A 26827-nucleotide genomic window follows, 5' to 3' on the forward strand; every position below is an offset into this window, starting at 1 on the left:
ATATAATTCGCTACTAAGCTGTTGTGCTTTTAATTTGGATAATAGATGCAAGCAAGATGCTTGCACTACTGTAATTTTAGTGACCACCTGCGTAGCTAGGTTTTGTCTGTGTAAATAGGATTTCTACTTATCAAGTATCAAGTATCAATTCTTCTCTTCTTCCTCAAATAATTCTAAATCAAACCAAAATGTAGTACCAATACCCACTTCACTCACTAAATTAACTTGGCTATGATGTCTATCAATAATATTCCTGACAATTGATAAACCTAAACCAGTTCCTTCTAAGGTATGTACTCTATTTTCTACTCGGAAAAAACGATCAAATATGGCTTCTTGATCTTCTGGTGCAATACCAATTCCCGTATCACTAATTTCTATTCTCACTTTACCTGCTTGCCGTGAAGATGAATTTAATTGATAAGCACGAATAACTACTTTACCACCAGCAGGAGTGAATTTTAAGGCATTACCAATTAAGTTACCAAAAACTTGCAGTAATAAATCATAATTGCCTAAAATCAGTGGTAAATTAGCTGTTAATTCTTGCAATAATTCAATTTCTTTTTCTTTAGCGTTTAATTGATAGGTTCTTAATGTTTGTTCTATGGCTTGGGATAAGTCAACTTTATCAAAGTTGTAGGTTTTTCCAGATTCTAATTTTGATAAGTCTAACACATCATTAACTAAACGAGTTAATCTATCTGTTTCGTTATTTACTGTTTGCAAAAAGTCTTTTCTTTCTTCTAAACTTAAATCTTCGGCATAATCATGTAAGGTTTCTATATAGGTTTTGATATTAAATAATGGTGTGCGTAATTCATGGGAAATGTTGCTAATAAATTGACTTTTTGCCTCATTTAGTTCTACTTCACGGGTGATATCTTGCACGGTAATAGCGATGCCTTTAATACTTTCTCTTTGTAAGTCTAAGACGGTGGTTAATAAAATTCTCACTGTGCGATCGCTATGCTCGCCATAGGTATCACTGGGTTTGTTTAAAGGTATTCTAAATTCGGCACTTTCACATTCATTATTAGCCATTTCATATAAGGTTCTGGTAATTTCCATTTGCACTGTTTGGGGTAAATTATGCAAGATGTTATCACCAATAACTTCTGTAGCTTCCCAACCAAAAATTCTCCTAGCTGTAGGATTAACCAAGACTACTTGCATATTATTATCAATCAATACTGCACCATCGGCAATTGTGGAAACTAAGGTTTCTAATTTGGCTTTTTCGGCTGTTAATTCCTCTATGTTTTGTTCTTCATAACTTTCTAATTTTTCTGCCATTTCATTAAAGCTCAAAATTAATTCTCCTAATTCTCCTCCCAATGGTAAATCTATTCTTTGCTTAAAATTTCCGGCGGCTATTTGTTTGACTCCCACTAATAATTCTTTGATGGGTTTTGTAATGGTTAAAGCATTAATTACGCCAGCCAAAATTACCATTACCCAAATAGTAATAAATACTGCAATTGTCACATCACGAGTTAAATTACTAGAAATTACTGCGGTTTGGTTTGGGTTAATACCAACTGCTAATACTCCTATATATTTATTATTTACTATTAAAGGAACAAATACGTCAGTAACAGCACCATCGGGTGTATTATGTTGTCTAACTAATGGTTGATCTGTATTTGCAGGATAATCTTCTGGTAGTTGAATACGACGTTTAATAGTTAAAGAATTTTCTACTTCTGGTTCCCAAAAAGGAATACCAAAAAATATTTTTCCAGTTTCATCTGCATACAACAAATAACGCACGCTGGATGTGGTGCTGTAAAATCGTTGGGAAAATTGCGCTACTGCTGTTAAGTTATGATCTGCGATTAAAGGAGTAACGTTAGCGGCTAATAGCAGTCCTAAATCACGTCCAAATCGGGTATCATTGAGACGTGCATCTTGTTGAATGGTATTAACTGCCCAAAAGGTTAAACCACTCATCACAAGGGAAACCATGAGGGTAGCAACAGCTAAAAGTTTGGTTTGTAAGGTAAATTCAGACCACCAATTACCCATAGTTGTGGTAATGGCAGTTATGGCTTTAGATGTACTAGAAGCAAAGGCTTCGCGGAAGTTTCTGAAAATAACTAGCATCTTAAAATACAGTTGTTAGTAGTTTGTGGTTTTTCACCTAACAAATCAAAATTAACAGTTAATTGCCCAAATATGCTAGGAATATACTAGAAATTAGAATTTACAGTTATATTTATAACATAGTCTATAAATAACATTACGGGAAATAATGGTAATTTTGTGAAATGATTTCAGATCCCCGACTTCTCTAAGAAGTGGGGGATATTATTTATTATTCCCTAGTTTTTCACTAAAATATAGGCATTGGTATATTCTGGTAATTTCTGAATATAACGATTAAATTCTCTTGTACTAGCAAATGTACCTGCTAAAAAATCTAGTTGATAGAGATTAGGTAAAAACGCACCTCCTGTATCTGCTATGACTCCCATTTTTAACTGTTTATTTTTCCCTTGATTATCTTCTATGACGATAATTCTTCCTAAGCCAATATTTAACACATCTCCTGCAAATGTGACTCCTGGTTTAATAGATATTTTAGCATCTATTTTATGTCCATAACCTTTAATGGAATCCACTTCTTTAAAGTACCAATATCGTTTTTGATCTGTGGGTTTTAAACCTTTGATATAAGACATTCCATTATTTTTATCTACATTTAAAAATTCCTGAGTTCCATCTGTGAATTTAACTAATACTGTTCCCTGCATTAATGCCGCTTCTAAACCGTTTCTAGTTAAATAAGCAATGGGTTTAACTTTCCCAAATTCTTTACCTCCTGGTTCATAAATGCCCGATAATACATCTTGTTTAGTGTATTTAGTATAGAATTTCTCTTGTTTTAATTCATCTTTTAACGCATAAATTGGCGTATTGAATTTTGCTGTTTTTGTCCGTGAACCAGGATGAATAAATGCTGCATATTTGGTAATTCTGAGTTTTTGTTGTTGGGGATTTTCTGGGTTATGCGCTGACCATTTGATCACCCGAAAATTATTGTTAATAAATTGGGGATCTTGTAATCTGGTAACACGATTATTACCTATATCTTCTTGCAAAACAACAATCATAAAATCTAATGTTTTCAAAATATCTTTAACTGTTATTCCTTGGGTAATTAATATTCCTATACGTTGTACATCAGGATCTTCTTGACTATGTTCTGCAAAGTATTTTCTGGTATTTGTCAGTACGGTTAATAAATCTTGCTGATTAAAGTTAATTGGATTATTGGGTAATTTTCCAGGAGTTAAAACTTGATTACTATTAACACTATATTTATATTCTTGCCATTCATTAATTACTGAATATAAGGTTGTTTTTTGATTGTTTTTATCTTGTTTATCTTTTGGTTGAGATGTAGTTGCTACTGCTGTAATTACAGGTTTATTGATGCTATTTTCAGTTAAATTTGTGGGAACTGTGCTAAATATATTTTCTATATTTTCTTGGATGTTTTCAGGGTTTTTGACTCTGGTATTTTGTGCAGTTTGATAATTTTGATAAGCATGATAACTACCAATATTAATAAACAATAATGTAGTGATACCTAATGTTATTTGAAATTTGGGATTAAGAAAAATATTCATAAGTGATGATGGGAAAAGGTAAGGATGAAAGTAGATATATTTTTGATTTTACAGCAAAATGAGCAATTCAACCGGAACAATAAGAAAAATTTTTCTGAGATCCTCCACTTCTTAAAAAAGTGGAGGATCTAGTAGGTTGCTATTATTAATCATCCATTTCTTTTAAGGTAGCAAGTGCTGAGGGAGATAAACGACTAAGATAACGGAAAATCCAATATTTAAAAATAGTATCTAAGATTACGGGAAATGTGGCAATAAATAGAAATATATAGTTAGTATTTGCTGTAATTCCTAAGTGTTCTGCTATTCCTTCTAGTATTACTTCCCATCCATGTGGAGAGTGAAAACCGACAAATATATCTGTTAATAATATAATGAGAAATGCTTTAGCACTATCACTTAATCCATAAACAATTTTATCTAGTACATATTGGACATAAATAATATCTTTTTTGTTCAAGATAATGACTAAGGTAAAGGTAATTAAAGATAAGAGATCCGCGAAAATATTACTAATGGCATTAATACTTTCTTCTCGAAATTTAGCGGCTATTTCTTGGGCTTTTTCTTTAATTTTCTCCTGTTTTTTATCTGGAGTCAGATGTTCTTGTGGATGTAATAATTGCTGAAATTTCAGTTCTGATGTGAATATTTTCAACTCATGTAAGGCTTTTTCTTCCATGTCTGAATTGAGAAAAATTTGTGTGATATGTTCATGATTAACTTTTTCAATAATGGGAATAAATAGTACTTGTTTAGATAGTTTTTGGGTTAATAAAGGTACAAGAACTAGCATAATAAAAAATCTAGTGGCTATGATTGTTCTTTGGCGAGAAATGCGATATTTATTGAGAAATTCTATATCTGCTTCCGCTGAAAAGTCATTAGCAATTTGTTTAAGAGTTCTACCAATTGATCTAGGGAATATACCTGTTTTGATAAATTTAAAGGGTTGGGAATAACCCTGATTATGGACTGAAGAAAATGGTTTTTTCATGGTTATCTAATAGGTAGAAATTAACTAGTGTTTTTGCTATTTTGTCTTGAATAAAAATATCATTCACAGCAACAGTCATATATACCATAGATTTTACTGTTTATGGCTAATAGTTAATAGCTGATAGCTAAATACTACTATTAAAAAGGATTATATTCAAGTGTAAAATAGATGCCATTTTCTTGCAATGTATCTCCTGATCTGGGGATTGTGACTAAGGGAATACCCCAATCAAGTCTAGCATTAAGTTTATTACCTACTGAAAAACGTAAGCCTAAGCCAACGGATGAGAGGGTTTTTTTAGAAATTGTCACTTCAGAATCTGCATGATTCCAAAGTGTACCAAAGTCAAAAAATGGGACTAATTGTACGGTGGTTTGCCATTGAGGAATTTTTAATATGGGAGTTCTCACTTCAGCAGAAGCAAAGAATCCATTATCAGCTAATAAATTATCTTGACGATATCCTCTCACAGTTTGTTGTCCTCCAATACTGATTTGTTCTAGGGGTAAAAGTGGACGATCTGCTAGTTGCAAATCTCCCCTGAATAGTAATGTGGTATCTGGTGTTAAGAGACGTAAATATTGAGCTTGTCCGCGCCAACTAATAAACCTACCATCAGGGGCTTTTGTATTATTTGTATTAATTGTGGGGTCAAAAAGATTAAGTCCTAAGCTGAATTGTGATCTTAGGGCAAATACTTGTTCATTATTCCTATTGGTATATTCTTGAAAAAGTCTGAGGGCAGAAATTTTGGTTTCTCCTTGATCATTTGCACCAATAGATAGGGGATATGGAATGTTTAAAAGTGATGTTTTAGATTCTTGTCGAGAAGCAGTAATACCTAAATTAATTTCTTGATTTGGTGTTCGTTTAATTGGTTGACGATAGGTAAATTGATAGTTACGAGATTCTGATTGAATATCTAAAGTATTAAATGGGTTTTCAATAATATTACTGTTGGTTGAACTATAGTTTAAACTAATAGTTCCATTGTAGAGATTAACAGGAATTACATAACTGAGATCATCTAAGGAGTTACTACCATCAGTGTTGACATAACCTATATGAAAGCGATCGCCAAATCCTAAAAAATTATTATGACTTAATTGGGCTTGTCGTCTAATAGTTCCCACACTAGGCGATCGCTGATTATCAACTCCCAAGATAGCATAAAAGGTTTTTGCTTCTCTAACTTTCACCTCTAAAATACTAACTCCCGGACGAGATCCCGCCGATAATTCTGCTGATAAATTCGCAATTAAAGGATCTAATTGCAGCATTTGTAAAGACCTTAATAAGCGATTTTGATTTAAGGGAGTTGTGGTTGCTAATCCTAATCTGTTGCGAAGATAACTTTCTTTTAATCTCTGTAATCCTGTAATATTAATTGCTTCTATTTCACCCTCTATAACTTCAATTTTTACAATTCCATCTTTTAATTCTTGAGGAGGAATAAATGCTCCAGAAGTAATATAACCTTCTTTAATATATAGTTGAGTGATTGCCTCTTGTGCTTTTAACAATTCAGCGAAAGAAATCGGTTTTTTAGTGTAAGGTTCTAATACTTCCATTAATTTTTGTCCACTAAAAACCGTACTACCAATAATTTGAAATTGCGAAACTGTAATAGTTCCTGGAATTTTCTCTAAAGATGGTTGGGGAATATTAGAATTTTCGGGAGTTTTTGGCAATAATTCTTCTAAAGATGGCAAAGGTTGAACTTCTGGTAAAGGTTGGGTATTAGGTAATGCGGATGGATCTTGAGGTACATTATTGGTAGGATTTTGTGCAATATTTTCCCTGACTATGTCCCCTTTAACGGGTAATAATGAATTTGTAAAAATAACTAGAGAATTTATGCCAAAAAATAACGAGTTAAATACCGTTAACTTTTGCTTCGAGTTAAAACTATGATTATTGACAGATTTTTTTGCCACGACAATACATCCACCTTCAGGAAATTTATATATAATATAATATAATGTCATATCATATATTATCGTAGAAATCTTTGATATATGTTAGGAATTGGCACCAGTATGTTACTACTGGTCTGTTAGGCTAAAAATTGTAAGTTTGACGGAAAATAGAGAGCCTAGAAACTATAAACCTCCTCCACAAATAGAAAATTGACAGACCACTAGTGGTAGGTTTAACAGACAATTGACCCGTAAAAATCAATAAAGAATTAACAACTTATACTCACAGGACTTACCCAAATGGCACATTAGCAGGGTGCAGAATTGTATTTATTATGTAATAAAATGTACCTTAATAACCAACTGATCTACAGTCACCTTTAAGGATTTTATGACACAATCTACAATTTAGTTACAGTATAAATACTTTAGTATTGTATATTTTTGTTTAAGTACTGAGGTTAGTTAATTTATAAATATATAACCTATCTTCCGCACCCTCAACTGTCACAATCGGTTTTTACCGTTTTTTATGATAACATGAGGTTGTATTTTATACTAATTATTAAAAAATTAACGGATGTAGGATGCCAGAAAGGCATAATTTATATCCAAAAATCAAGAGAAAATTAAGTTATAATACCATGTGACACCCCAGGGTGCGGAATGTGGGATATAAATATATAAATATATGGTATATTTAATCATATTTTGTGACTAGCTAGGTTAAGGAATATGTAACATTTCTTATTTGAAAATTTCTGATCTAGGAAGTAGAATTACTGTTCTAAGACTGTAGCAATCAAAAATAAGCAACAACACAAAAAATTATGGCTATGAATCTGACTCTACAACATTTGTTTACTCAACCTGCATTAAAAGTAATTAGCGGTTTAAATAATTTTGATGCTGCTCATGTAGCTGCTATCGTTAAAGCTGCTGACTTAGGTGGTGCAACTTTTGTAGATATCGCTGCTGATGTAGATTTAATTCAGGTGGCTAAAAGTTTAACTCGTTTACCTGTGTGTGTTTCTGCCGTTGAACCACAGAAATTTGTTTCTGCGGTAGCTGCGGGCGCTGATTTAATTGAAATCGGTAATTTCGATTCTTTCTATGCTCAAGGTCGTAAATTTGAGGCGGAGGAAGTTTTGGCATTAACTCACGAAACTCGCACCTTGCTGCCCGAAATTACCCTGTCTGTGACTGTTCCCCATATCCTCACTTTGGATAAACAAGTACAATTGGCGGAAGAGTTAGTAAAAGCTGGTGCGGATATTATTCAAACTGAAGGCGGTACTAGCAGTCAACCTAGTCATGGTGGTACTTTGGGATTAGTGGAAAAAGCAACTCCTACTTTAGCTGCTGCTTATGAGATTTCCCGCGCTGTATCTGTGCCTGTTTTATGCGCTTCGGGAATTTCTAATGTTACTGCTCCTTTAGCGATCGCTGCTGGTGCATCCGGTGTGGGTGTAGGTTCGGCTATTAATCAACTTAATAGCGAAATAGCAATGATTGCTGCTGTCCGTGCTTTGGTAGAATCTTTAGCAACTGTTAAGACTCGTACTTTTGCTTAAAGATTGGTGATTGGGATTCGGTAAAATATAATTCTCCCAACTCCTGACTACCTGTAGAGGTTTAGCAGTGCTAAACCCCTACCGACTCCTGACTCCTAAAAAATGCTTTTCAATGTCTCAATTACCTGATCCTGTTGTTCCTGTGTCAGTTCTGGGAACATCGGTAATGATAAAACTTCTTGACAGGCTTTTTCTGCTATGGGTAATTGTCCAGGTTTATAATGTAAGTATCTATACACTGGTTGTAAATGTAGTGGTAATGGATAATACAACATAGTATTAACTCCTTGTTCCTGTAATTGGTTTTTTACCCAGTCTCTATATTTATCACCTGCTCCGTTACGGTTTTCGCCAGTGATGCGGATAGTGTACTGATTCCACACTCCTACTCCACTGGGTAGTTCTTGAGGAACAATAATGTTAGCAATTTGACTAAGATGTTGGTAATAATAATTAGCGATTTGTTGACGTTTGCTATTCCATAGGTCAAGATAACGCAGTTTAATTTGTAGGATAGTGGCTTGAATAGCATCTAAACGACTATTAACACCAATTTCTTCATGAATATATCGGGTTTTACTGCCATGTTCCCTTAAAATGCGTAATTGAGTAGCGATCGCTGGATCATTAGTAGTTATAGCACCCCCATCACCACAACCACCAAGATTTTTTGTGGGGTAAAAACTAAAACAACCTACATGACCAATACTACCAACTTTTTGCCCTGCCCAAGTTGCCCCAGTGGCTTGAGCGCAGTCTTCAATTACTGCTAAATTATTAGCTTGGGCAATTTCCATCAAAGCTGTCATATCTACTGGTAATCCAAATAGATGTACTGGTATAATTACTTTAGTTTGGTGATTGATAGCTGCTGTAACTTTTTCTACATCTAAATTAAAAGTAGTAGCATCAATATCTACAAATACAGGTTTAGCACCTACGGCTGTAATGACTTCTGTGGTTGCAAAAAAACTAAAGGGTGTAGTAATTACCTCATCTCCTGCACCAATATTTAATGCTCGTAAGGCTAAGTATAACGCATCAGTACCAGAATTACAGGCTACACATTCAGGGACACCATGATAATCTGCAAATTGTCTTTCAAAATCTGTTACTGCTGGTCCACCAATATAACGCCCAGATGCAAGAACTTCTAAAACTGCTGTACTAATTTCTGCTTCAATATTAGCATATTGTTGTTTAATATCAAAAGCGGGAACAGGATTGAGATTTTTAATCATGAGGTTTTATGGAAATGAGAGGATAATTAATTGACAATGGGCAATTGATAATTGACAATTGATCATTGATGGTTAGCACTAATCTGAAAAATACAAATCTCTGTAATTTTACACTGTTCCCTGTTCCCTAATGTATGCCAGAGTTAATTAAACTAGATATGGTAGATTTAGCTTTAGTTGTAGGCTTAATGCTTATAGCTATGGGGATATCTTTATGGGAACAATTAGGTTTAGAATTGGGGTTAGCGATCGCTACTGGCAGAAGTATCCTCCAACTAATAGTTTTGGGTTACATTTTGGAGTTTATTTTCGCCATTAATAATGTTTGGGCAGTTTTAGCAATTTTGACTATCATTCTTACGATTTCTGCCATTATTACCCGTAATCGTATTAGTCAGAAAATTCCCTATCTTCTACCTTTGGTTTGGGTAGTAATTTTTATCAGTACAGGGATGACTTTGCTGTACACAAATTTTTTAATTATTCAACCACAAAGATGGTATGAACCACGTTATATCATACCTTTAGGGGGGATATTATTAGGTAATGCTATGAATACGGCTATTATAGCAGGAGAAAGACTCGTTAGTAATATTAATAAATCTACTAATGAAATAGAAACTCATTTAAGTTTAGGTGCAACTCCTGAACAAGCAGTTAAAAGTTATCGTCAAGAAGCTATACGTGCAGCTATTTTACCAGGGATTAATCAAATGATGTTGGTCGGAATGATCACTATACCAACCTTTGCCAGTGGACAATTATTGGCGGGTATTAATCCATTAGAAGCTTTATCTTATGAAACTTTAATTGTTTTGATGGTAGGTTTTAGCAATTTGTTGAGTACAGTTTTACTAACTAAAGGTATATGTATACAATTTTTTAATCAGGCTATGCAATTAGTGAAATAAAGACATAGGAGTGAAAATTATCTACAGGGGTTTTGGTGGTTATGCACTGGCAAAGTCATCAACTATTATTATACCAAGTTCTTATGGATAATGCAAGTGAAGTGTTGTGTTTGTGAAAATATAAATTCTTTAATTTTCCATTGTGATTATTTTCATCAAAGATAAACTTATAAGTTTCGTGACAAAGTTGAGGTTCTTTAAACTTACATTTTATCTACTTATGTACAAAAACATGATTTTTAGACATAAATTCTTCCAGAGAATACTACAGCAAATGTATCACTTTTTGAACACTTTTGTCAAGGGGCTGAAACCCTGATAATTTCGTTGATTTATTGACATCATTCTCAAGATTATTGAGAATAAACGCCTTATTTTCTCAATAAATACCAGTTGCAACTTTTTTGAGAAAAAATCATTGAAAAATCCTATGATAACTATAGCTTCTAAATATACTAAAAAATCATTGAGCGATCGCCCACGATTTTCTGTATTAAATTTTACATATCAAGCAAATATTTATAGGATATTAATTTAATATCAAGCTGGTATATTATTTCATGATGGTTATTATTAGACGCTTTGAGTCTTTATTTTTTCAGCGTTGATTATAGTAAAAGCTAATTTTGTTAGCAAATTAATTAAGGATAAAACACATACTATATCAGACATAATAGACGATAATCATGTTTCAAGTTTCATAGGACCGAGATATTTAGTGAGAAAAGGTGAAAAGACCTCATATATTAAAGTTAATGGTTGTCCATGATGCCAAAATAAATAATGACGACCCCAAAAAGGTCCTTTTTGATTAAAACCAGACTCCAAGGCATCCGAATAACCATAATAAATACCCTGGACATCCCTATATAACTCAGTTCTTAATCGAGCTAAACTTGCCCAAATTGGCAAAGATTTATTTTGCAAATACTCATCTACATGACTAGCTTCCCACCAGGAAGCGGCATAATATAACCTTTGTCCTGAAGCAGTTCGCACCCAGACTTGACGACGTATACGTGGACCTGGCAACATTTTAATGATATCCGGGGCATGATCTAAACTCATACCAATGGGTGACATATCAATTACGTCAACCTCTGTTGTTTCTCCAGTGAGTAGTTGTACGTGCCTAGTGGGAGAACCATCACCCAATAGGAGTAACTGCCAAGTAGGTGCTAACTGTTGATGAGGTAAACCGCTCTTAACCACATCCTCTCCACCTTGCCATAAGGTATCCAGACAATGCCAATCACAAGGTAGTATTATGTTATGTTTGGGCTGATCAGTAGTAGTAGTCAATTTTTAGTCAATTTCCTTTACAAAACTTCATCTGTTTTTATCATAGAATTAAAAATTAAAAATGGGTAGATTGGTCATTGGTAAAATAATGTTCTGACTCCTGTAAAAAAAACCACCTAACACGAGGTTAGATGGTGACACAGTGGATAAACCTGCTTTGAGTGAATATGTGATCATATTCGCATCAAAATATTTAAATATGCGGATGGCGAGACTCGAACTCGCAAGGCAAAGCCACACGCACCTCAAGCGTGCGCGTATACCAATTCCGCCACATCCGCAGGTTTCTATAAGAAGACATCATAACATAAAAAAAGTTGATTGGGTACAATGTTGGGAAAATTTTTTTGATAATTTTTTAAGAAATTTGAGGACAAAGCAGAAAATACAGGAAACAGGTAATATACAACAGGTTAAGATGATGAGGATTGAGAGAAAATGTCAGTCTAGGGTTAGTAATATCAAAGCTAGAAAAAATGAAGTTTGAGAAAATATTAATTGCCAATAGGGGAGAAATAGCCCTTCGCGTTCTCCGAGCTTGTGAAGAAATGGGTATTGCTACTGTGGCTATTCACTCTACAGTAGATCGTAATGCTCTTCATGTTCAATTAGCTGATGAAGCTGTATGTATTGGTGAACCTGCTAGTAGTAAAAGCTATTTAAACATTCCTAATATTATTGCTGCTGCTTTAACTCGCAATGCTACAGCTATTCATCCTGGTTATGGTTTTTTATCAGAAAATGCTAAGTTTGCAGAAATTTGTGCGGATCATAAAATTGTCTTTATTGGACCTAGCCCTGATTCTATAAGATTGATGGGTGATAAGTCCACTGCTAAGGAAACTATGCAAAAAGCAGGAGTTCCCACTGTTCCTGGTAGTGATGGTTTGGTGGAAACTGAAGAAGATGGTTTAGCGATCGCTAAAAAAATCGGTTATCCTGTAATGATCAAAGCTACTGCTGGTGGTGGTGGCCGAGGAATGCGTTTAGTCCGCTCTGAACATGAATTTGTCAAGTTGTTTCATGCTGCTCAAGGGGAAGCTGGTGCAGCGTTTGGTAACGCGGGAGTATATATAGAAAAGTTTATTGAACGTCCGCGTCACATCGAATTTCAAATATTGGCCGACAGCTACGGAAATGTGATTCATTTAGGAGAAAGAGACTGTTCTATTCAACGTCGTAACCAAAAACTCTTAGAAGAAGCTCCCAGTCCGGCCTTAGACTCAGAACTGCGACAAAAAATGGGAGAAGCTGCGGTTAAAGCTGCCCAGTTTATCAATTATACTGGTGCGGGAACTATCGAATTTTTACTAGATAAACATGGTAAATTCTACTTTATGGAAATGAATACCCGTATCCAAGTAGAACATCCGGTAACGGAAATGATTACTGGTATAGATTTACTTGTAGAACAAATTCGTATCGCTCAAGGAGAAAAGCTGAGACTCAGACAGGATCAGGTAATTCTCAAGGGACACGCTATTGAATGCCGTATTAATGCTGAAGATCCTGATCATGATTTTAGACCAGCACCGGGGCGAATTAGTGGTTATCTTCCACCAGGAGGACCTGGAGTAAGAATAGATTCCCATGTATATACTGATTATCAAATTCCGCCTTATTATGATTCACTCATAGGTAAGTTAATTGTCTGGGGACAAGACCGCAGTACGGCTATTAATCGCATGAAACGCGCTTTAAGGGAATGTGCTATTACTGGACTCCCTACTACAATAGCTTTCCATCAGAAGATTATGGAACACCCCCAGTTTTTACAGGGTAATATCTGTACCAGTTTCATTCAAGATATGAAAGGTTAGCGTATAGGTGACAGGTGACAGAGAATTATATTTTCGTCAATCACCAATCACTAATCAAAAACTAGCTTAAACGGGATAACATGGTTAATATACCTTGTTGTCCTAATAAAAACTCTCTAATTAGGCTAAAAACACCTACCCAAATAATAGGAGTGATATCTACTCCGCCAATAGGCTTGACTAATTTTCTCAACACTGCTAAAAAAGGTTCTGTTGGCCAAGCTATGAGATTAAAAGGAAACCGATTTAATTCGATTTGGGGATACCACGTTAAAATAATACGGAAAATAAATAGAAATGTCATGATTCCCAAAAAAGGTCCGAGAATCCAAGTAGTCACATCAATAAGAGTCATAGTTTAAGTCATCATTTGTAATTACTAATTCCTGATTATTTTACCATCTGGATCAAGTTACAATAATTCCACATCTTGCAAGTTTATTATCTGACTGTTAATACCCAACTTCTACCCACTTGCTAAAAGTTTGGAAAAAGTTTGATAAAACACTTGCCATCAAAAAATATTCATGTTATATTATTGAAGTGTGTGAGGAGTAATGTTGAGTATAAATCAAAAAGCGTTTGGGGTGGAAACACGGTAACACTCCCGAACGCTTTTTGAGTGAGGTAAAATCGCATTTATAGCTATATTGAACACAAAACAGAAATTTCCGTCCATTCATCTTCTGTCAGTGGTTTAACTTCCATCTTGATATGAAAACACTCACAAGCAGCAGTAATTAATGTATCTATAATATTTTGCTGAGACAAATTTTGAAACAAGTTTGTTGTATTTTGTTTGTGTATAAACGAATCAAATCCAAAAACCATGTTATATAAATTTGCATCTTGCGCGATCGGAATTGAACCATGTTGTAATATTGCTTCGCCTCGTCGCAGTTGAGCACTACCTATAAACTTGCGGCCATCTGGTAAAATTAAATCTGCACCAGTGGCAGTACCAAAACAATTAGGGTTGTGAATATAACCGCGTCCAGCTTGACCATAGTTTAAATCAAAACCGAGCGATCGCCAACCAGTAATCAAAAATTGACAGATGCGAGTATAGGCTTGCATCCGACTTTTTCCCATACTAGAAGCTATCACAGCATAGCATAAATCACCTTGATGTAAAACTGCCCTACCACCACTAGGACGACGTACCACATCGAGTTTATCACCTTGCCAGATGAGATCATGCCAAAACTGAGGATATTGTTTTTGATGATAACCCAAAGAAATAGCCGATGGTGACCAAGTATAAAAGCGCAGAGTGGGAGGATGGTTTGCACACTCGTGCTGTTTTAACAACCATTTATCAATAGCCATCTGAATATTACCACAAGCAGGCAATAAAGGTATTAGTCGCCAAACGTTCTGATTATACATAGTCTGAATACAAAGTTATCTGCTGGGAACTTAAATTAAAGGTTCTAACTTACCCGTACGCCGATTATACTGATAACCTTTCAAAGTTAAACTGGGATGGGGAAGGACACAATATTTTTTAGCATCAATCACAATTGATACTACATTCTCTCCAGAAGTACAGGAGACATCAGTTAATTCCCAACTTTTAATTAGCTCTATATTTGGGTCACTGGAAGAACTAGAAGTAGGTTTTGGCTGTGGTTGTGGTAGAGAACTAGAAGTAGGTTTTGGCTGTGGTTGTGGTAGAGAACTAGAAGTAGGTTTTGGCTGTGGTTGTGGTAGAGAACTAGAAGTAGGTTTTGGCTGTGGTTGTGCTTCAGAAGAAGATTTTTTAATATAACGTCTTGCAAATATTTCTGAGGCTTTTTGGTAATCTGAAAGTGCGTTTTGATAGTTACCGGTTAAAGTATAAGCTATAGCACGATTAATATAAGCATTAAAATCATCAGGATCAATAATAATACCTAGAGTTGACACTCTTATGGCTGCTGGATAGTCTTTTAAATTATTAAATACATCAGCCTGGATAGTGTATCCATAGCTATTGCGAGGATCAAGACGAATAGCTTGCTTAGAAGATTCCAAGGCCGCTTGATACTTTCCTAGCTTAATGTAAGCCATACCTTGATGGGCATAAGCAGCAGCATAATTGGGATTAAGACGAATTGCCCGATTAAAATCCTCAAGGGCTGCTTGATCATTTTGTAAGAATATCTGACTCCAACCCCGGTTGAGGTAGGCATCTAAGTAATTAGGATCAAGAACAATAACTTGGTTAAAATCCGTAAGGGCTTCTTGATGTTTGCTTACCCAGGTGTATGAATATCCCCTTTTGAAGTATGCTTCTATATATTTAGGATCAAGTTTAATTGCTTGGGTGAAATCTTCTGCCGCTTGCCGATAATTATATTGATCTAGTTCAGTAACACCCCTAGCATAAAAGTCTCTGGCGGATTGAGGATTGTTTAAATTATTAGCCGGTTTATCCGTAGGAGTACTATCTTTATTAATTGGGATGTTATTAATAATTGGCTCATTTGTAGCTAAAAAAGTATTAATAGGAATCCCCGCATTAAATCCCGTTTTCTGTGTCACCACTGCTCCGGTTTCTGTTTTATTCTTAGCTGAAGTATCAGCTAACCCGTGAATTGCCACAACCCTCCCAGCAATATCAAACACCGGACCGCCACTATTACCAGTTATAGTTCTGGCATCATAAATCAAACCATAGCCATTAATAGCATTACTAGCGCGAGAAACAACCAGACCGGTGGTGAAGGCAAAGTCTCTAGCAGATCCAACTTTACCAAACACTGCTGGAAAACCGCCCACAAAAACATCAGCACCCTCTACCATTTGGTCAGAGTTTCCTAAAGTAGCAATGGGATAATCTTCTGTAGCCACAAAAGTAGCTAAAGCTAAATCTGCATCATTTTTAGTTTTCTGTAATACCTTAACATCTTTAACAGGGTAATCTTTGCCCGTGTTTGTGCGTATAGAATAAGTAGTATCTGTTGCACAAGTAACTTTTCCTGCCCGTCCTAAGTCATCACATACCACATGATTAGCAGTGAGAACAGTATAAACATTACCTTGTTTAGCAATAATTACACCTGAACCTCCAGGGGTAAGATCACCCTCTGCATTAATTTGAACAGAGGTATTTTTAGCAATTTGAGCAATCTTTTGGGTACTAACAGTATCAGCAGCAGATATTGGTAAAGAAATTACAATATTTGCGATTACTGCCGTAGTTAACACGGTATAATGTACCCTGGTAAAATATAAATTCATACTCTGAGTTTTCTTGTAACTACTGGTAGCTAAGTTTTATCTTGGTTGACCATTTCTTGTTCTTTGAGAAAATCAAGAACACTGTCAATAGGAATAGCCCAGCTGAGAGATTCCATTTGCAAATAATCTTCTTTTTTTGGTGTAGTACCATCAGTAAAGGTAAAAGCATCAATACCTTGAAAAGGATATTTTAATAGACCATTGATACCAATTAGTTCCCCCTGCTGATTTAAGGCAGGACCTCCACTCATGCCTTGAAAAACATCATTAGTGCTACCTAGTTGATAACCACCAGGTAGAGTTTTGGCAAGATGCATTTTAATAGTTCCACTTTTGAGTTGAAACGCTTTAACTCCCCAATGGCGAGTTTCTTCCATTTTAGTGATATTCTGGCCATTAAAGACAAAATGCCAAGCCGGAAAGCCAGAGGCATATACTGTTTCACCCTCAGAAATAACTTTTGACTTTGGCAATGCTACCACTTGATAATCCTCTGGACTAGTAAATTTCACCAGGGCTAAGTCCAAGTTTTTCGCATTAACGCTATTAACTTGCTCTGCTGGGTAAATGTTACCATCAGCAGTCAAAATTTCATAACCATCTTCAGGACTATCAGCAACTACGTGATTATTTGTTAATACTGTATAAGTTTGCCCTTCATGTTTAATAACTACCCCTGAGCCAGAACCAAATTTAGTGAAAATTCTGACAGTTACTTGATTGGCAATTGCGGCTGCGGTAATATCAAAATTTGTAGAAGACGTAGCACCCAAAACTACTGGGTGAGAATGGCCATACAACTGAATCACAGAAAAAGTTGTAATAAATATTAAAAACAATCTGCGAGCTATAGGATAAAACATGATTTCTAGGGAAAAAATAGGGATTAAATCATGCCTACAAATTATAACGACTTATATATTAGCAATTAGGGAAGAAATCAAAACTTCATTTCTTCCTTAATTACTAATTAAACTAATTAACCAATGATCTTTTTCCCGGATTAACTCATACAGCACATTCTATCTACATGAGGTAGACTATGAACACAGCAAGATGCCTGTGTTACAAGGGTTTTATCATTAACATCTGTACCTCATAATAACGGAAACTGCTCTATTCAGTTGCAATTTGAGTTAATAAGAGTTAATAATTACAAACCACGTGAGTCATCCCGCCTATTAGTTTTGCTTGCAGGTTGCTGGGTAGAGAGAACACGGTTGCTTTTGAGCACATCTTGCAACTTGATCTGCATACGACCTTCTGTTTCACGGACTACGCCGCCACTAGAACCTTCACGACTAATCCGCATGATTTGGGCTAAAATCTCGTCAGCCTTCCTAGCGTTTTCTGGTTTCAATGTAAACAGAGTATTGTCTTTATTACAACCTGTGTCATTGGCAGCAGCTACACAAATGACAGCACTCTTGTTGACTCGACCAGTCATCAACACAACATCTTTCAGACTACCACCACTTTTAGTTACAGCCTGATTGAACTTAGGTGTCACAGCTTGGCAACGATTTTGGGCAGTATATTTATCACCGAAATACTTAGAGCTATCGGAAGTCCAGATAATTACGGGAATTGGATCTCCACCGGGTCGCTGACCTATGGTAGCTACATTACCATTACCCTGGGATACACAGCTAAATTTAGTTCCTGTATAGACTTCCTCAGAGGGATCTACATTTGAATTATTAGTACTAGTATCCACCGTATTATCTACGGGTGGCAGAGCCCGAACTGTAGAACCCAAACCAACAATGCTAGATAAGGCTAAGGTAGCAAGTACAATGGCTGTTTTCAGTTGATATTTCATAACACGCTCCTGTGCAATTTGTAATTTAATTAATTGCCATAAGTTTAGCTTTGTATTCTAACTGCTGAATTAATCTAGCATGGGTAATACTTTCCAAACATCCTCTTAGTCATTATAAACCACGAGTAGCAGGTTGAATTCTAGCAGCACGTTTACCTTTTACTAGTAAAGAACTCAATTTGACCTGGAAACGACTCCCGGTTTCCCGAATTACCCCAGCGCTAGAACCTTCACGACTGATTTGAGCTATTTGGGCAAGAACTTGGTATGGTCTCTGGGCATTTTTCGGGTTTAAAGTGAATAGAGTATTACCACCATCACAACCAGTATCTTCTACAGAAAGTACGCAAATGACAGTTTTAGATCCTACTTTACCGCTGGTCAACACAACATCTTTGAGGCTACCACCACTATCAGTTACAGCCTGATTAAATCTTTCTGTCACGATTTGGCAACGGCTGTTAGGACTAATGTTCTGACCAAAATATTTGGAACTGTCTGAAGTCCAGATGATTACGGGAATAGGTTGTCCTCCGGGTCGCTGACCTACGGTGGCTACGTTACCATTTTCATCAGGTACACAGGTGAATTGAGTTCCTGTATAATATTCCTCGGACGGATCTACTTCTGACGCAGCACTACTATTATCTGTTATTACTGGATCTGCCTGAACCACAGATCCCAAAGTAAAGGTGCTGGATAAGGCTAAAGTAGCAATTACAATCGCTGTTTTCAATTGATTTTTCATAAGACCTCATACCTAATAAATGTCAAAAACAATGGGTGTAAGACTAAAACTTTAACTTTTTTGAACTAGCCATAATATTTGACTCTATCTGACTAGATTTTTATGATTTAAACCTACATACCAATTTGTACTATAAACCTCCTCTTCCTTGTATTCCAGTGGTTCTAGGAGAAACTTGCACGGCTTTGAGACTGCGAGTAGCCGGATTATATCGGTAGATGTCAGCTGTTAAATCAGGATGGGGAGTAATACAGTAATTTTTACCACTCATGATGATGGTCACTGGTTTTGGATTAGAGTTACACGCTACAGGTTCTAGTTCCCATTGTCTTAGTAGCTTTATGTTATCAGCATCAGATGGTAAACTAGCGATCGCTGAAGGATCCGCTGTTTCCGTGTTTATGCCATCAAACATTGTGTTATTCTTCGTCGCATTCTGTAAGTTGTAACGGCCATTATTAGCAATGACATTTTCACCTGGGTTATTACTATTGCCCAAGTCAGGTAAAGCTTCATGAATGAGAACAACTCCATCCCGTTTGTTATTCTGAATTGTATTTTTACGCAGTACAGGTTTAGCGGATTCGGAGATTATTATACCATATTTGTTTTGGATGATTTGGTTTTCCTTGAGGGTGGGTGTGGAAGTATGGCCAATGGCTAAACCAAAGCCATTATTTTGAAATAAATTATTACTAATTTCCCCCTGGCTTGTTTTCGTTATAGAAATACCATTAGCAGAATTTTTCAGAAATTGGTTATTTTCAATACGAGGAATCCCAGCACCTGTAACAAAAACTCCTTCTCTAGCATTACTGATAAAGCTACTATTTCTAATGATGGGGTTTGTAGATTCTACCCATATACCTGTACCTCTTTCATTGGTGTTGGTGACGGTTACACCTTCGATCGTGGTATCCTGATTTGCTAGGATAGTAATATTCTGTTTAGCAAAAACGCTACTGATATAATCACCACCACCGGAAATAACTACTCTTTCACCTCTGTTGGACTTATCACCCCGTAATGTTACGCCGGGTTTGAGTAATATCGGGAATGATTCGTTGCTATAATTACCAGGAGCCAACTGAATGACAGTACCGGGTTTGGCTTGACTCAAGGCAGAAGTAATGGTTTTATAGGGTTTTGCTGATGTTCCAGCTTGATCAGAATTTGTACCACTAACAGGGTCAACATAAATCACTGGTGCAACTGGAACTTGTGCAACTGGAACTTGTGCTGTTAGGGGAAATGTTACACCCAATAAACCAGATACAGCTAAGGTTGTCACTAAAAAACAGGTTCGTTGATGAGATTTATTACTCATGAATTACTCCTTGATTTGAGGAATATGTGTTCAATATACTACAAAAGTAGATGTAAATACTAGGAATTTTACTAAACTTAATATATATCTTACTTATATATTTGAATCTATCTGACTAGATTTTTTTATTTAAACCTAATAATTAATGGTTATCTAATCTAAGTCTTGAGATTTCTGCACTTGCGTTTATAATAGCAAATTTGCCCAACAAACCCTCGTCTATGTTGCGTTTCGTTCTTTAACTTTGTGTTTAATTTGTGTTTAATAAATTTATTGAATTTATAGTGACTCAAAGTAAGCACTTGTCGAACTGATTTAGACCTAATTATCCGATATAAAAAAGCTAATTAATGCTAACAAAAGTTCGCCTTTTCTTCCTACTTTATCCTAGAAGTGTGGGCAATATTTAGTCCAGAGGCTAACACGGTTAATTTAACCGCAGTTCGACTAGCTCACTGACCACTTCTTTTTTTTTAAATTTGTTGCCGCGTTTAAATCTCTGCCGCACTCAAAACCGCATTTACCACATTTAAATACTCTTTGTGATAGTGGTAATTGAGATTTTTTCTCTCCACAATCAGAGCAAGTTTTACTACTAGGATAAAATCGATCCACAACTACTAACTTACTGCCATATAGTTGTGTTTTATATTCTAACTAAGCTGTTGTGCCTTTAACTTGAATAATTAATACAAGCAAGATGCTTGTGCTACTGTAACTTCAGGTTTTTTAATTATACAGTGAGTGCTGCACATTAGCTTACCTTCTGAATTGATCAAATCCCATATCCGCAATAGCTTCAGCTAACTTACTATTTGCTAACATTATAGATACATTCAAATGTTCTATCCTTTCAGTTACCGTTAATTAACCCTAGCTGGCAACTTGGGTTAATAACCCAGGTTGCTAGTGATAAATAACGGGGTAAGATTAATCAGAATCTGCTTTTTAGGGATTTAGGCTAATGTTAATTAACTGATTTTTGTCAACAAATGTATAGCTTTGTCTATAAAATTGTCAACTTAGGACTAGCTCCAACACTTGAGGGCAGTAAGTTATTTAATCGCAGTTCTCAATTGTTTGAGGATACTACCAATACCCCGGAAGCCAGTGTTATTAGAGAGATTCTTCACAGCTTGCGGTTCGCTTTTTAGGATAACGGCGTTGTAAGCAACAATAGCATCATTCAGCTTGTTGATATTGACACTTAGCCCAGCACCACCTTGAGCAAGGGTAGAAACTGGTTTAAATGCTTTGGTGCTTGCTACTAGCTGTCCTGATGTTGCTATGGCTACAGGCTGATTTGGTAAGGAAGCACTGGTAGAACCAAACAAACCACTCAGGGATGAGACTAGTGCTGTTGCTAGTTGCGGTGAAATACCAGCAGCAGTGAAGCTGCTTGTTAAGGCAACCGCAGCCTGTTGTGCCCCAGCACCACCTGTCAATAGCGTACCAACATCAGCAGCAGTCGTACCGCCTGTTGTACCGCCTGTTGTACCACCTGTTGTATCACCTGTAGCACCACCTGTTGTACCACCTGTTGTATCACCTGTAGCACCACCTGTAGCACCACCTGTTGTACCGTCTGTAGCACCACCTGTTGTACCACCTGTTGTACCACCTGTCGTACCACCTGTTGTACCACCTGCAATTATATTGTTAATATTCTGGGCAATAGCAGCAGCTATCTGATTCACACTAACTTGAATTCCTGGGGCAACGGAGATCACAATAGTGTTTCCCGTTCCACCTTCTGTCACAATGACGCTAGATGACGTTGTTTCTACGGACGCTGCTGTAACTGCAACTGTTGGATTTGTATCACCAGTAGCTGTAGTAGCCGCTGACGTACTACCTGTGGTGGAAACACCAGATGTAACAGCGGCTGAAACACCAGGTATTATAGGAATGATTACAGAAATTCCTGTTGTTGTTGCTGCTGCTGTTGTGACGGCTGGTGTTGTTTCCCCTCCTGTGGTTGTTGTGGTGGTTGTGGTGGTTGTTGGTGTTATTGCTGCCGGGGGTGCGGAAAAAATGGTAGTTGTTGTACCACTGGTTGGAGCACCACTGTCAGTACCGGCTGTACCTACACTTGGTGTACTTTGGGCTAGACTTGGTAATTGCCAAGCAAGGGACATGAGGGGAGTGATACTGAGGGCAAAAATGAGATTTTTGATTTTCAACATGATGATCCTTTAAATTCTGAATCTCTAACTAAATCTCTAAATGAAATGTTTATTTAGGTAAGAAATTGAAACCATAACCTACACTCAGGGACAACACTGTGCCGCCCGCGCTGTTGTCTGTGAGGTCTGATCCTGTGGCTGTAATTGTCAAGGGTAGAGTAGGTATGGGAACAATGGAAGCCCCAATGTTCAAACCAACTCCACTCCAACCTAGACCTACACCAACTTGGGGATGAACTTGCACACCGACTCCAGCAAATACACCTGTGCTGGCATTACCTTGGCGGAAGTCCCCTCCTCCAGCCCCGGCTGAAAAGGAGATAGGCATTTTGTTCACGGGGTCATTAGGCTTTAACAGGGAGTAGGTCGTAACAACTCCATAGAGACTGGAAGGTCTAATACCTTCGTTACCGTACTGGGCAAAGGTTTTCCAGCCAGCGGCTACACCAATTTGATTGGTTCCCTTAGCATAGACAATGCGGTGAGCTTTGATATCAAAAGTACCATTAGCACCAAAGTTTTTGATACTACCATTGTTGAAGCCAAATTCCAGACCAATTAGTTTCTGGGAGTCTCCTAAACCAAAACCGGCACTAATACTCCCATCCAGTCCGGTATCTCTGGCACCGAAAAAAGCTGCTGATGTTCCTAAAAATGCGTCACCCATGTTAGCCCCAAAGCCACTGGGTGCAGCAAAACTGAGCCCGGGTGGATAGGTTTGCTTAGGTGACACTGGTTTGATCTTAATTAAGGGTTCAATTAGTAACTCTTGGCGAATTTTGTTAAGATCAGCAGGATTACCGTCTCCAGTTTGTGCAGTTAGCTGTGGTTGTTTTTGCTCAGGAACAGGTGCTACTGTTTTTTCTAGTTTTTCTAATTCTGTGGACGGGAGTACCTGTTTGCTATCGGTTGCATAAGTGGCTTTTGCAGTTTTATCTATGCTTAATTCACTGTTGTTGTTCTGGTTTTCAGTTGTTATGTCATCTGCGGCGAATGCAGAATTAATTGACATGGCTGTAGCAAGTAATAAGCACGGCAGTGTCAGCAGCAACCTCCAGCAGATGCCATAGGTCAAATTACTTGGTGGTATAATACTATTATTTTTATTATAATTATAATGCGTTTTGCTGTTCAAAATATCACTCCTCAGAAGATATTATCAAGGTATGATGCAGATACTTTAAGACCGGACATTTGAAAGATATAGTTACTAAAAATATAATTAAATATTTCTAGTTTGGTAAGGTTCGCGCCTTACTGGGCTAACTACAAGCCGCAGTATTCGGTTTCTATTGTTGGAGGTTGTTTGTAAAGTCTAAATTAATACTAAAATCGGTGATCAGAAATCGCGGCTACAGGAGTAAAAACTGCCTAGGCAGGTTAAAAATCCTTGGTTGCTCATTCTTAGCCCACGCGGGTGGACTTGGTTTGTGTAGTAGCGTTTTCCTAACGGGAGGCGTAAGCCTTATGATATTTGCCCAATACACCAATACTTTTAAAACGTCCTCCTAGATAGAGAAACTACTTTTACGTTTTTTCAGTTCTCATTTGATTAGCTACCTTTGAAAACGTTTTATTTGGTCTAATTTAGAGGGTGAACTGCCACAGAGGAACTATGCTTAGGTTGATTCCAACTAGGAATGCACTCTCATCTCAGAACTTTCAGCACTTTTCAAGGAGCTACACTTATTGAACTAAAGACTAATATATCACACACTTTCACATCTTGCATTACAGATACATTCTAAAATTGCTGATACTTTTATACCACAAATGTTAGTATCTGACTATGTCTGACTATATTTTTGTTATTTAAACCAAATACTTAGACATAGTGCGCTAGAAGTCAAAGTTGCTAACAGCTAAAACAATAACAGATGTTAATGTTACTAGGTACGCAAATTAATGCGATCGCTAACTGCCCGTAAGTATACCATAAACCTAACTTGATAAGCAAGTTAATTATGAATAAATCAGCAATTCTCATTTATAAGATTTCATGACATAACAACCCTTGTGCAACAAGCTGTTTACAATTCTTAAAGATTCTAGCGCTGCTGCAAGCAGTTCGCTTAAATAGCGTAAACTGGCTTCAAAATGAGAGTTACTGGAGTGCTTTAGCTTGCTTTGTAGTACACTATACAAATACTTAGGTTGATTCCTGAACTAGAGCCTCCCTAGCCCTCTGTTCAAAAGGGTCAAAATCAATCAAAGTCGCTCTCTTTAAGGGGTATTTAGGGGGATAAAAAAGGTTTATATTTATAACTTAGCAACTTGGGTTAATTATTTATTTTAGTTATAACAATTTACATCACTGAAGCAATACTCAAGATAATTATGTTGCCACAAATATCATCTACATCGGAATTGAACCCTGGAATGAGCCATGATGTGCGAAAATTAGGCATTAGTCCTGATCATTGGTATGTAGTTTGTCGTAGTAGTGAAGTCACAAATAAACCTGTAGGAGTGATCATTTGGCATCAGGCGATCGCCTTATATCGAGATCATACAGGAAAGATTCACGCCTTAGAAGATCGTTGTCCCCACCGACAAGTTAAACTAAGTCATGGTAACATAGTTAATAATGAAATAGAATGTATATATCATGGTTGGCGTTTTAATAATACTGGACAATGTACGGAAGTTCCCTATTTAGAGACCAATCAAAAATTACCAAGTTGTCAAATCCGCACTTATGCGGTAAAAGAAGAAAATGGCTTCATTTGGTTATATTTAGGTAATAATCCCACTAGTAGACAACCTTTAGAAATACCAGAATGGGATCATCTTAATTATATTGCTACTGTATCTATTATTAACTGTAAAGCTCATTATTCCTACTTAATTGAAAACTTGATGGATATGTATCATGGCCACCTGCATCAAGATTTGCAAGCGTGGTCACAAGCATCATTGCAAAATATAGAAGAGAACGAAAACCGTGTGGATGCCCATTATACTGCCCAAAGTTATTACCGCATAGACAAAATTTGGTCAATATCACAACTATTTTTTCCTGCATTAAGAAAATTACATCCTGAAGCATTAGATGTCAGTTATGTATATCCCCATTGGGTATCAACACTAGGCCAAGACTTTAAAATTTATTGTTTATTATGTCCCATTAATGAAACTCAAACCAAAGCATATCTAATACATTTTACATCTCTTAATACCTTTTGGCGACTGCATAAATTACCAATTTGGTTTAGAAGATGGATTAAAAACAGCTTATTCGGTGCAGCCCAAAAATTACTAGATGGATTAGTGTTACAAGATGTGAAAATGATAGAAGAGGAACAAAATGCTTATCTGAAACATCCTAGTAAAAATTATGAGTTGAATCGAGCGCTGGTAAGTGTTCAGAGACTTATGAAAAATCAAGTTGACAAATTCAGGTAACATCTGCTAAAAGAGCAGTTATGTTATCGTACTTGGGTACAGTGTGTAAGTCTACTGAGAGCAATTACTTGATATATATTCCCCAACTATCAAGTCTGGAATTAAGACTATCTATTTTCCATGGAAAAACCAAGCAAAGAATAAAACTCAGTAAAATCCCTGCTTTTACAGAGTATTATTCTGTGCAAGAAAAATAAAGACATTTAATAAGTAAATGTAACATGGTTATTTTGTGAATTTTTGGGGAATTTTTGATGAATTTTTTAAGAATTTTTTTCCGGATGAAGCAAAAAATTCGAGTTTATTGTTACACTGAAAATAATAAGCACTATGAATATCAAATTAGATCACACCACACCCTGTCACCTAACCTCCTTCTTTGTCCTCTTGATGAAAGAAGGTATTACAGCAAACCAAATCATTTTCGGTATTGCTAAATTAGCTACAGAGACTCATGAATTAGATAATATGGTGACATCTATAGACTGTCTCCGCTTATTACTTGTGTTGTTACCAGCAGATAGTTGTGCAGAGGGTGTATCAAAATACATTGCGTCTTTAGCAGCAGAAGGTATTACCTGTTCAATGTTGTTAGATGCTTTGAGTTTAGCTTGTTATATGTGTGGACAATTTGAACCAGCGAAGTTGATTCACTTAACCTACAAAAGACTACAAGCAGATGCCATAATTTCTCAAATGTTAAGTGATTAAT

Annotated in this window: 21 protein-coding genes and 1 tRNA gene; 5 read left to right on the forward strand and 17 right to left on the reverse strand. The window is 36.4% G+C overall.

Annotated features, from left to right (window positions below; all coding sequences use genetic code 11):
- Positions 1-144: 144 nt before the first annotated feature.
- The 4 genes from nblS to H6F32_RS05565 form a co-directional block, all read right to left on the reverse strand.
- Positions 145-2106 carry a two-component system sensor histidine kinase NblS gene (gene nblS, locus H6F32_RS05550; protein WP_190368341.1) on the reverse strand — a complete coding sequence of 654 codons (1962 nt, stop codon included), beginning with the start codon at positions 2104-2106 and terminating at the stop codon, positions 145-147.
- A 218-nt stretch (positions 2107-2324) separates the two neighbouring features.
- Positions 2325-3635, reverse strand: a complete 1311-nt coding sequence (locus H6F32_RS05555) for a hypothetical protein (protein WP_190368342.1) — start codon at positions 3633-3635, stop codon at positions 2325-2327.
- Between the two features lie 145 nt (positions 3636-3780).
- Entirely contained in the window at positions 3781-4632 is an 852-nt protein-coding gene (locus tag H6F32_RS05560; protein ID WP_190368343.1) for a CemA family protein, read from the reverse strand.
- Between the two features lie 140 nt (positions 4633-4772).
- On the reverse strand, positions 4773-6623 hold the full coding sequence (locus H6F32_RS05565; RefSeq protein WP_190368344.1) for a ShlB/FhaC/HecB family hemolysin secretion/activation protein: 1851 nt from the start codon (positions 6621-6623) through the stop codon (positions 4773-4775).
- 761 nt (positions 6624-7384) lie between these two features.
- Here H6F32_RS05565 and H6F32_RS05570 point away from each other — a divergent pair.
- Positions 7385-8128 (forward strand): DUF561 domain-containing protein, encoded by a 744-nt coding sequence (locus H6F32_RS05570; RefSeq protein WP_190368345.1) that lies wholly within the window; start codon positions 7385-7387, stop codon positions 8126-8128.
- A gap of 95 nt (positions 8129-8223) precedes the next feature.
- On the opposite strand, the gene H6F32_RS05575 is transcribed toward H6F32_RS05570, so the two are convergent.
- Entirely contained in the window at positions 8224-9369 is a 1146-nt protein-coding gene (locus H6F32_RS05575; protein WP_190368346.1) for a DegT/DnrJ/EryC1/StrS aminotransferase family protein, read from the reverse strand.
- A 134-nt stretch (positions 9370-9503) separates the two neighbouring features.
- Here H6F32_RS05575 and H6F32_RS05580 point away from each other — a divergent pair, with 134 nt between their 5' ends.
- Positions 9504-10280 (forward strand): ABC transporter permease, encoded by a 777-nt coding sequence (locus H6F32_RS05580; protein WP_190368347.1) that lies wholly within the window; start codon positions 9504-9506, stop codon positions 10278-10280.
- A gap of 684 nt (positions 10281-10964) precedes the next feature.
- Here the strand turns inward: H6F32_RS05580 and H6F32_RS05585 are convergent.
- Together H6F32_RS05585 and H6F32_RS05590 are read right to left on the reverse strand one after the other, a co-directional pair.
- Positions 10965-11582 (reverse strand): chorismate lyase, encoded by a 618-nt coding sequence (locus H6F32_RS05585; RefSeq protein ID WP_190368348.1) that lies wholly within the window; start codon positions 11580-11582, stop codon positions 10965-10967.
- Between the two features lie 200 nt (positions 11583-11782).
- Positions 11783-11863, reverse strand: a tRNA-Leu gene (locus tag H6F32_RS05590).
- 195 nt (positions 11864-12058) lie between these two features.
- On the opposite strand from H6F32_RS05590, the gene accC reads away from it, so the two are divergent.
- A complete protein-coding gene (accC, locus tag H6F32_RS05595; RefSeq protein ID WP_190368349.1) occupies positions 12059-13402 on the forward strand; it encodes an acetyl-CoA carboxylase biotin carboxylase subunit in 1344 nt (447 codons plus the stop codon).
- Between the two features lie 61 nt (positions 13403-13463).
- Here the strand turns inward: accC and H6F32_RS05600 are convergent, their stop codons facing one another.
- The 10 genes from H6F32_RS05600 to H6F32_RS05645 all read right to left on the reverse strand — a co-directional run bounded on the left by H6F32_RS05600 (position 13464) and on the right by H6F32_RS05645 (position 23722).
- On the reverse strand, positions 13464-13757 hold the full coding sequence (locus tag H6F32_RS05600) for a YggT family protein (protein ID WP_190368350.1): 294 nt from the start codon (positions 13755-13757) through the stop codon (positions 13464-13466).
- 290 nt (positions 13758-14047) lie between these two features.
- Positions 14048-14791 (reverse strand): biotin/lipoate A/B protein ligase family protein, encoded by a 744-nt coding sequence (locus H6F32_RS05605; protein ID WP_190368351.1) that lies wholly within the window; start codon positions 14789-14791, stop codon positions 14048-14050.
- Positions 14792-14821: 30 nt separating this feature from the next.
- Complete coding sequence (locus H6F32_RS05610) at positions 14822-16627, reverse strand: tetratricopeptide repeat-containing serine protease family protein (protein ID WP_190368352.1); 1806 nt, start codon at positions 16625-16627, stop codon at positions 14822-14824.
- A 29-nt stretch (positions 16628-16656) separates the two neighbouring features.
- Positions 16657-17490, reverse strand: coding sequence for a serine protease (locus H6F32_RS05615; protein WP_190368353.1), 834 nt, complete (start codon positions 17488-17490; stop codon positions 16657-16659).
- Between the two features lie 290 nt (positions 17491-17780).
- On the reverse strand, positions 17781-18449 hold the full coding sequence (locus H6F32_RS05620) for a COP23 domain-containing protein (RefSeq protein ID WP_190368354.1): 669 nt from the start codon (positions 18447-18449) through the stop codon (positions 17781-17783).
- A gap of 112 nt (positions 18450-18561) precedes the next feature.
- Positions 18562-19197 (reverse strand): COP23 domain-containing protein, encoded by a 636-nt coding sequence (locus H6F32_RS05625; RefSeq protein WP_190368355.1) that lies wholly within the window; start codon positions 19195-19197, stop codon positions 18562-18564.
- Between the two features lie 130 nt (positions 19198-19327).
- Positions 19328-20524, reverse strand: a complete 1197-nt coding sequence (locus tag H6F32_RS05630; RefSeq protein ID WP_190368356.1) for a DUF1565 domain-containing protein — start codon at positions 20522-20524, stop codon at positions 19328-19330.
- Positions 20525-20971: 447 nt separating this feature from the next.
- On the reverse strand, positions 20972-21139 hold the full coding sequence (locus H6F32_RS05635; protein WP_313926445.1) for a zinc ribbon domain-containing protein: 168 nt from the start codon (positions 21137-21139) through the stop codon (positions 20972-20974).
- Between the two features lie 440 nt (positions 21140-21579).
- A complete protein-coding gene (locus tag H6F32_RS05640; RefSeq protein ID WP_190368357.1) occupies positions 21580-22710 on the reverse strand; it encodes a hypothetical protein in 1131 nt (376 codons plus the stop codon).
- 49 nt (positions 22711-22759) lie between these two features.
- A complete protein-coding gene (locus H6F32_RS05645; RefSeq protein WP_242031060.1) occupies positions 22760-23722 on the reverse strand; it encodes a hypothetical protein in 963 nt (320 codons plus the stop codon).
- A 1325-nt stretch (positions 23723-25047) separates the two neighbouring features.
- On the opposite strand from H6F32_RS05645, the gene H6F32_RS05650 reads away from it, so the two are divergent.
- Both H6F32_RS05650 and H6F32_RS05655 read left to right on the forward strand, forming a co-directional pair.
- A complete protein-coding gene (locus H6F32_RS05650; protein ID WP_190368358.1) occupies positions 25048-26115 on the forward strand; it encodes an aromatic ring-hydroxylating dioxygenase subunit alpha in 1068 nt (355 codons plus the stop codon).
- Between the two features lie 330 nt (positions 26116-26445).
- Positions 26446-26826, forward strand: coding sequence for a hypothetical protein (locus H6F32_RS05655; RefSeq protein WP_190368359.1), 381 nt, complete (start codon positions 26446-26448; stop codon positions 26824-26826).
- Position 26827: the final 1 nt, after the last annotated feature.

Source organism: Anabaena sp. FACHB-1237, assembly GCF_014696225.1.
Lineage (GTDB): Bacteria > Cyanobacteriota > Cyanobacteriia > Cyanobacteriales > Nostocaceae > FACHB-1237.